This is a genomic window from Streptomyces morookaense (assembly GCF_013030945.1).
GTDB lineage: Bacteria > Actinomycetota > Actinomycetes > Streptomycetales > Streptomycetaceae > Streptomyces > Streptomyces morookaensis.
In genome coordinates this window covers 1-6,696 of sequence record NZ_JABBXF010000099.1, presented here as the reverse complement: position 1 = coordinate 6,696, position 6,696 = coordinate 1, and the positions used below count along the sequence as shown (strand labels likewise).

The window sequence follows — 6,696 nt, the reverse complement described above, 5'->3', positions numbered from 1 at the left end:
GCGGCCGGGCCGTCGCCGTGCTCGGCGCCGGCCCGCACGGCCCGCTCGCCGTGGACCTCGCGGGCGACGGCCCGCACCTGCTGGTGGAGGGCGGGCCCGGCAGCGGCAAGACGGAGCTGCTGCGCTCGCTCGCCGCCTCGCTGGCGGCGGCCGACCGCCCCGACCGGCTGTCCCTCGTCCTCGTCGACGGCGCCGCCGCCGAACGCGGCGAGGGGCTGCGGATGTGTACGGACCTGCCGCACGTGTCCACGTACCTGGCCGCGTCGGACCCCGTGCGCATGCGGGAGTTCGCGCAGGCGCTCGGCTCGGAGCTCAAGCGGCGCGCGGAGCTGCTCGGCACGCTCGACTTCTGCGCATGGCACGACCGGAACCCCGCGCCCGCGGCGCCCGACGCCCCCGGCGTCGTGGGCCCGCGCAACGGCGACCTGGAGTCCCCGCCGAGCGGCACGCTCAAGCTGCGGACGCAGCGCGGCGGTCCGACGCGGACGGCGGAGACGGCGCTGCCCCGGCTCGTCGTCCTCGTGGACGACTTCGACGCCCTGGTCGCCCCCGCGCTGGGCAGCACGGGGCGTCCGGCGGCCGGTTCGGTGGTCCGGGCGCTGGAGGCGGTGGCCCGTGACGGCGAGCGGCTCGGCGTGCATCTGATCGCCGCGTCCGGGCGTCCGGACCGTACGGCCGACACGGCCGCGGTCGAACGGGCCGGGCTGCGGGCCACGTTGGAGATCGCCCCGGCGGCGAAAGGCGGCGCCGGTTCCGGAGCCGACGGCGAACCGGCGCCCGGCCGGGGCCGGTTGCAGCGGCCGGACGACGGGGTGGTGACGCCGTTCCAGGCGGGCCGCGTCACGGGCCGCATCCCGCGCACGGCGACGCTCCGGCCGACGGTGGTGACGCTGGACTGGCAGCGCATGGGCGATCCGCCGGCACGGCGGCCGGTGCGGGAGCTGGGGAACGGGCCGACGGACCTGGCGCTGCTCGCCAGTGCGCTGCAGCGCGCGGCGCAGTCGGCGGGGGTGCAGGCGGCTCCGCCGTTGCTGTAGGGGTAGTTGGGGCCCGCTCCCTGAAGCGCCGGGCGCCTTCAGCCCGTCCGGCGCTCGAGGACGAGCGGCGGAGCCGCGGCAACGGCACCCCCGGGGGGGCGGCAGCCTCCGGGATACGGCACCACCCTGCACGCGGTATTGCGGCCACAGCCTCTCCGGCGTAGGACTGTCGCACGGGAGTGCGGTCACGGGGAGGTACGGTCATGCGTACGGCACCATTGCTCGCTCTGGTCACGGCAGCCGTCCTGGCCGCCGCCGGCTGCAGTAGCAGCAGCAAGAACGACAACAGCAAAGACGACGGCACGTCGAGAAGCACCGTCCCCCACACCCTCCAACTCCCCAAGCTCACCGGCCAGAAGCTCAAGGTCACCGCCGTCTGGACCGGTGTCGAGCAGCAGAACTTCACCAAGGTGCTGGACGAGTTCCACCAGCGCACCGGCGCCGACGTCTCCTTCGTGCCCAGCGGCGACGACATGGCGTCGTTCGTCGGCTCCAAGATCGCCGGTGGCGATCCGCCCGACGTCGCGATGCTGCAACAACCCGGTGTCCTGCGCGAGTTCGCGCAGAAGGGCTGGCTCAAGCCGCTCTCCGCCGGCACCGCGGCCGAGCTGAACAAGAACTTCGCCAAGGGCTGGCAGGACCTCGGCTCGGCCCAAGGCAAGCAGTACGGCGTGTATTTCAAGGCCAGCAACAAGTCGCTGGTCTGGTACAACGCCAGAATATTCGCCGCCGCCGGCGCCAAGGAGCCCGGAACGTGGGCGGAGTTCCTGCGCACCGCGCAGGCCGTCGCCGACTACGGGGTCTCCCCGGTCTCCGTCGGCGGCGCGGACGGGTGGACGCTCACCGACTGGTTCGAGAACGTCTACCTGTCCCAGGCGGGCCGCGAGAAGTACGACGCCCTGACCACCCACAAGATCAAGTGGACGGACCCGTCCGTCAAGGACGCGCTGACCACGCTGGGCCAACTGTTCGGCAAGAAGGAGCTGCTGGCCGGCGGCAACGAGGGTGCGCTGCAGACGCAGTTCCCGACGTCCGTCACCCAGGTCTTCGCCGACGGCGACAAGGCCAAGGCCGCCATGGTCTACGAGGGCGACTTCGCCGCCGCGAACGTCACCGCCGCCAAGGCTGCCATCGGCACCGATGCCAAGGTCTTCCCCTTCCCCGCGGTCGGCGCCGAGCCCCCGGTGGTGACCGGCGGCGACGTGGGCGTGGCGCTCAAGGACGGGCAGGCGGCGCAGGCCCTGCTGACCTTCCTGGCCTCGCCGGACGCGGCCGCCGTCTGGGCCCACCAGGGCGGCTTCGTCTCCGCGAACAAGAACCTCGACCTGTCCGTCTACCCGGACGACGTCCAGCGCTCGATCGCGAAGGCCCTCGTCGGCGCCGGCGACAACTTCCGCTTCGACATGTCCGACCAGGCGCCCGCCGCCTTCGGCGGCAAGCCGGGGCAGGGCGAGTGGAAGGACCTCCAGGACTTCCTGAAGAACCCGTCCGACGTCGCGGGCATCCAGCAGAGACTGGAGGACGACGCGGCCAAGGCGTTCAAGAGCTGACGGGAGCGGTCCCGTGGCCTCCACCACGCAAGGCACACGCGTCACACGAACCCGCAAGGCCCGCGGAGCGCTCGGCACCCGCCCCTGGGCGGCCGCCTGCTTCCTGCTGCCCGCGCTGGCCCTGCTCGGCGCGCTCGTCGTCTATCCCATCGGCTACTCCGTCTACCGCAGCCTCTTCGACGCCTCGGGTCATGGCTTCGTCGGCCTCGGCAACTACCACGAGGTCTTCTCGGACGACCGGATCCGTACGGCCCTGAAGAACAACGTCATCTGGGTCGTCGTGGCCCCGACCGTCGCCACCGCCCTCGGCCTGATCTTCGCGGTGCTGACCGAACGGGTGCGCTGGGGAACGGCGTTCAAGCTGGTGGTCTTCATGCCGATGGCCATCTCGATGCTGGCCGCGGGCATCATCTTCCGGCTGGTGTACGAGCAGAACCCCGACCGCGGCGTCGCCAACGCCGTGTGGGTCGGCATCCACGACACGTTCGCCTCGCCGGCGCCCTACCCCGGCGCCCGCCCGCGGCCGAACGCGGATCTCGCCGCGAGCGGCGGCGGTGCGTACACGACGCGGGCGGCGGCCCGGGCCGGCACGCCCGTGCTGCTGCCCCTCGTGGCCGTGAAACCGGAGGACGTGAACGGTGCGCACCAGGCGGCCCCGGCGAAGGCGGTGCCCGGGAAGGTCACGGGGACGGTGTGGATGGACTTCACCCGGGGCGGCGGCGGGACGCCGGGCCGAATCGACCCGGGCGAGAAGGCCCTGGCGGGCCTGAAGGTCGAGGCCGTGAAGGGCGGGACGGCCATCGCCTCGGCCACGACCGCCGCCGACGGAACGTTCACGCTGCCCGCCTCCGCCGACGGGGCTCGACTGCGCCTGCCCGCCGCGAACTTCGCCTCCGCCTACGGCGGGGTCGACTGGCTCGGCCCGTCCCTGGTGACGCCGTCCATCATCGGCGCCTACATCTGGATGTGGGCCGGCTTCGCCATGGTGCTGATCGCGGCGGGCCTGGCGGGCGTGCCGCGCGAACTGCTGGAGGCGGCGCGGGTGGACGGCGCCAACGAGTGGCAGGTGTTCCGCCGGGTGACGGTGCCGCTGCTCGCGCCCGTGCTGGCGGTGGTCGTCGTCACGCTCATGATCAATGTGCTGAAGATCTTCGACCTCGTCTACATCATCGCCCCCGGCTCCAGCCTCCACGACGCCAACGTCCTCGCCCTCCAGCTGTACCAGTCGTCGTTCGGCACGGACGTCAACCAGGGCGTGGGCAGCGCGATCGCGGTCTTCCTGCTGCTGCTCGTCCTGCCGGTGATGTACGTCAACCTCCGGCGGATCCGCAGGGAACGGGAGCAGCGCCGATGACCACCACCCACCCGCACACCGCCGCGCCCGCCCGGCCGTCGATGCCGGCCCGGATCGCTTCCCGTGCCGGCGGCGGACTGCTGCGTCTCCTCCTCGTCCTGACCGGCCTGTTGTGGCTGACGCCGACCGTGGGCCTGCTGCTGTCCTCGCTGCGCGACCGGTCGGACATCGCGGCCTCCGGCTGGTGGCAGGTCTTCGTCCACCCGGCCCAGCTGACGACCTCCAGCTACAGCACGCTCTTCCACAACTCCAAGGTCACCCATTCCCTGCTGACCACCGCCCTGATCACCGTCCCGGCGACGGTGCTGGTGATCGTGATCGGGGCGCTCGCCGGATACGCCTTCGCCTGGCTGGACTTCCCGGGCCGGGACGGGTGGTTCATGGTGGTCGTGGGGCTGCTGGTGGTGCCGGTGCAGGTCGCGCTGATCCCGGTGGCGAAGCTCTTCAACGCGCTGGGCATCTTCGAGACCACCCTCGGCGTGGTCCTCTTCCACACCGCCTTCGGGCTGCCGTTCGCGGTCTTCCTGCTGCGGAACTTCTTCGCCGAGATCCCCCGCGAACTGCTGGAGGCCGCCCGGCTGGACGGGGCCGGTGAACTGCGGCTGTTCACCCGGGTCGTGCTGCCGCTGGGCGGTCCGGCCATCGCCTCGCTGGGGATCTTCCAGTTCCTGTGGGTGTGGAACGACATGCTCGTCGCGCTGATCTTCGCGGACAGCGGCAACCCGCCGATCACCGTCGCCCTGCAGCAGCAGGTGCGGCAGTTCGGCGACAACGTCGACATCCTCGCCTCGGGCGCCTTCCTCTCGATGGTGATCCCGCTGGCGGTCTTCTTCGCCTTCCAGCGGCAGTTCGTCAGCGGCGTCATGGCGGGCGCGGTGAAGTGACGCTCCGCGCCCCCGGGTCCGGCTACCGCCGTACGTACAGCGACACCGCCCCTCCGTGCACGTACACCGACGACTCCTCCCGGTACATCGCGCCCAGCACCCGCGACTTGGCGTACTCCGCCCGCTGGGCGCGGAACCAGCGCGTGCCGACCGTGTTGGTGTCCCACACCACCCACACGCGCTCGCTCGGCGAGAGCCGGGCCAGCCGGGTGCGGAGCTCCGTGCTGCTCACGTCCTCGCCGAAGAGGGTGCCGGAGGCGGCGGCCGTGCGTTTGAGGGTGAGGTCCTTCAGCCCGGTGAAGTCCCGCGGATAGAAGAGCGCTATGCGCCGCTCGTAGTGCGGCAGGAACAGCACCGCATCCCCCGGCCGGGCCACCGCGCCGACCGCCGTGGCCACCCGGGCCGGCTGGTCGCCCCGGCTCGACGGCAGCCGCTCCCGCTCCTGGAACGGCAGTTGCCACACGAACGCCCCCGCCACGGCCGCCACCCCCACCGCCGCTGCGACGCCTCTCCACGGCAGCAGCCCGAACAGCCGCTCCGCCCCGGCGGCGGCCAGCAGCGGCACCCCCGCCAGACAGAACAGCAGGTAGCGGTCGAGGAACAACGGCTGCTGCTGGGACGCGACGTACAGCAGGACCGGCGGCACGACGGCCAGCGGCAGGGCCACCGCATGCAGCGGAAGCGGCCCGGTACGGGGCAGGGGAAGCAGAACCCCGACGGCGATCAGCAGGAGCGTCACGGCCAGGACCAGGTTTCCCGGACCCGCGAAGGCGTAGAGCAGGGCCTTGGCCTGCTCGTAGCCGGGTGTGCGGAGCCAGGAGACCTGCTCGCTCTGGCCCTGGGAGAGCACCGCCAGCGGCGCGAGCAGTATGCAGGCGGCCAGGGCCGCGCAGCCCCAGCCGCGCCAGACGGGCCAGGACACGCGGGAGACCAGCAGCGTGACGGCGTGCGCGGCGAGCAACAGGATCGCGAACTCGTGCAGCAGCGCCGTGACCCCGACCACCGCGCCGTAGCCGGCCCACCAGCCGGACGCGCCGTGCTCGACGGCCCGGAGCAGCAGCCACGTCGCCAGCGCCGCGCCCGCCGCGACCAGGGCGTAGGACCGGCCCTCCTGTGCGTAGTGGCTGACGAACGGGGTGGCCGCGTAGAGCAGTCCGGCCCACAGCCCGACCCGGGGGCGGGCCAGGCGGCAGCCGATCGCCGCGGTCAGGGAGGCCGTCGCGGCGGCGGCCGCGACGGAGGGCAGCCGCAGGGTGACCTCGTCGGCGTGCAGGGCCAGCACGGCGTGCATGAACAGGTAGTAGAGCCCGTGCACGGCGTCGACGGTGCCGAGCAGGTGGGCGATCTCCGGCAGGGAGCGGCGGGCGACCTGGAAAGTCGCGCCCTCGTCCCGCCACATCGTGCCGCGGTCCAGGCCCCACAGGCCGAGGACGGTCATGACGGCGGCGGGCGCCAGGACGGCGGCGGCCCGGCCCGCTCTCCCGGGGGTCACGGCGGCCAGCCGCCCCCGCAGCCGCTGTGCAGTCGTCCGTGCCATCTCCGCCCCTTGCGCGTGCGTCGTTCCCCGATGAGACATATTTGTCGGATCTGTCGGATAAAGATGTATTTCGTGATCGCGAACGTGAACGACGGCGGAACGTCTGCCGCCGCACCTGCCGTCGGCGCTCCGGACCTGCCCGCCGCGCGGATCAGCGTGATCGTCATCGGCTACGACGACGCCCGGCACATCGAAGCGGCGGTGCGCTCCGCCCTGGCGCAGGGCCCGGTCGTCGCCGAGGTCGTCGCCGTGGACGACGCCTCCACCGACGGCACCGGCGCCGTCCTCGACCGGCTGGCCGCCACGGAACCCCGGCTGCGGGTCGTCCACCGGA

6 protein-coding genes are annotated in these 6,696 nt (G+C 72.7%); 5 read left to right on the top strand and 1 reads right to left on the bottom strand.

What is annotated here, in order from left to right; all coding sequences use genetic code 11:
* From HG542_RS30375 to HG542_RS30360, 4 genes are all read left to right on the top strand, one after another.
* The coding region (locus HG542_RS30375; RefSeq protein ID WP_255316325.1) for an FtsK/SpoIIIE domain-containing protein at window positions 1-1,037 on the top strand (1,037 nt) is incomplete at its 5' end.
* A 203-nt stretch (window positions 1,038-1,240) separates the two neighbouring features.
* The gene (locus tag HG542_RS30370) at window positions 1,241-2,587 is read left to right on the top strand and encodes an ABC transporter substrate-binding protein (protein ID WP_171087103.1); all 1,347 of its coding nucleotides are present in this window, start codon (window positions 1,241-1,243) and stop codon (window positions 2,585-2,587) included.
* A gap of 13 nt (window positions 2,588-2,600) precedes the next feature.
* Window positions 2,601-3,941 carry a carbohydrate ABC transporter permease gene (locus HG542_RS30365; RefSeq protein WP_171087101.1) on the top strand — a complete coding sequence of 447 codons (1,341 nt, stop codon included), beginning with the start codon at window positions 2,601-2,603 and terminating at the stop codon, window positions 3,939-3,941.
* The gene (locus tag HG542_RS30360) at window positions 3,938-4,825 is read left to right on the top strand and encodes a carbohydrate ABC transporter permease (RefSeq protein ID WP_171087098.1); all 888 of its coding nucleotides are present in this window, start codon (window positions 3,938-3,940) and stop codon (window positions 4,823-4,825) included. The genes HG542_RS30365 and HG542_RS30360 overlap by 4 nt, the downstream gene beginning before the upstream one ends.
* A 22-nt stretch (window positions 4,826-4,847) precedes the next feature.
* On the opposite strand, the gene HG542_RS30355 is transcribed toward HG542_RS30360, so the two are convergent.
* Window positions 4,848-6,362 carry a glycosyltransferase family 39 protein gene (locus tag HG542_RS30355; RefSeq protein ID WP_171087097.1) on the bottom strand — a complete coding sequence of 505 codons (1,515 nt, stop codon included), beginning with the start codon at window positions 6,360-6,362 and terminating at the stop codon, window positions 4,848-4,850.
* A 135-nt stretch (window positions 6,363-6,497) separates the two neighbouring features.
* Here HG542_RS30355 and HG542_RS30350 point away from each other — a divergent pair.
* The coding region (locus HG542_RS30350) for a glycosyltransferase (protein ID WP_255316326.1) at window positions 6,498-6,696 on the top strand (199 nt) is incomplete at its 3' end.

Excerpts from the sequence above, each read along its gene's own strand:
- HG542_RS30355 (WP_171087097.1), bottom strand. The coding sequence starts at position 6,362 with ATGGCACGGACGACTGCACAGCGGCTGCGGGGGCGGCTGGCCGCCGTG.
- HG542_RS30360 (WP_171087098.1), top strand. The coding sequence starts at position 3,938 with ATGACCACCACCCACCCGCACACCGCCGCGCCCGCCCGGCCGTCGATG.
- HG542_RS30370 (WP_171087103.1), top strand. The coding sequence starts at position 1,241 with ATGCGTACGGCACCATTGCTCGCTCTGGTCACGGCAGCCGTCCTGGCC.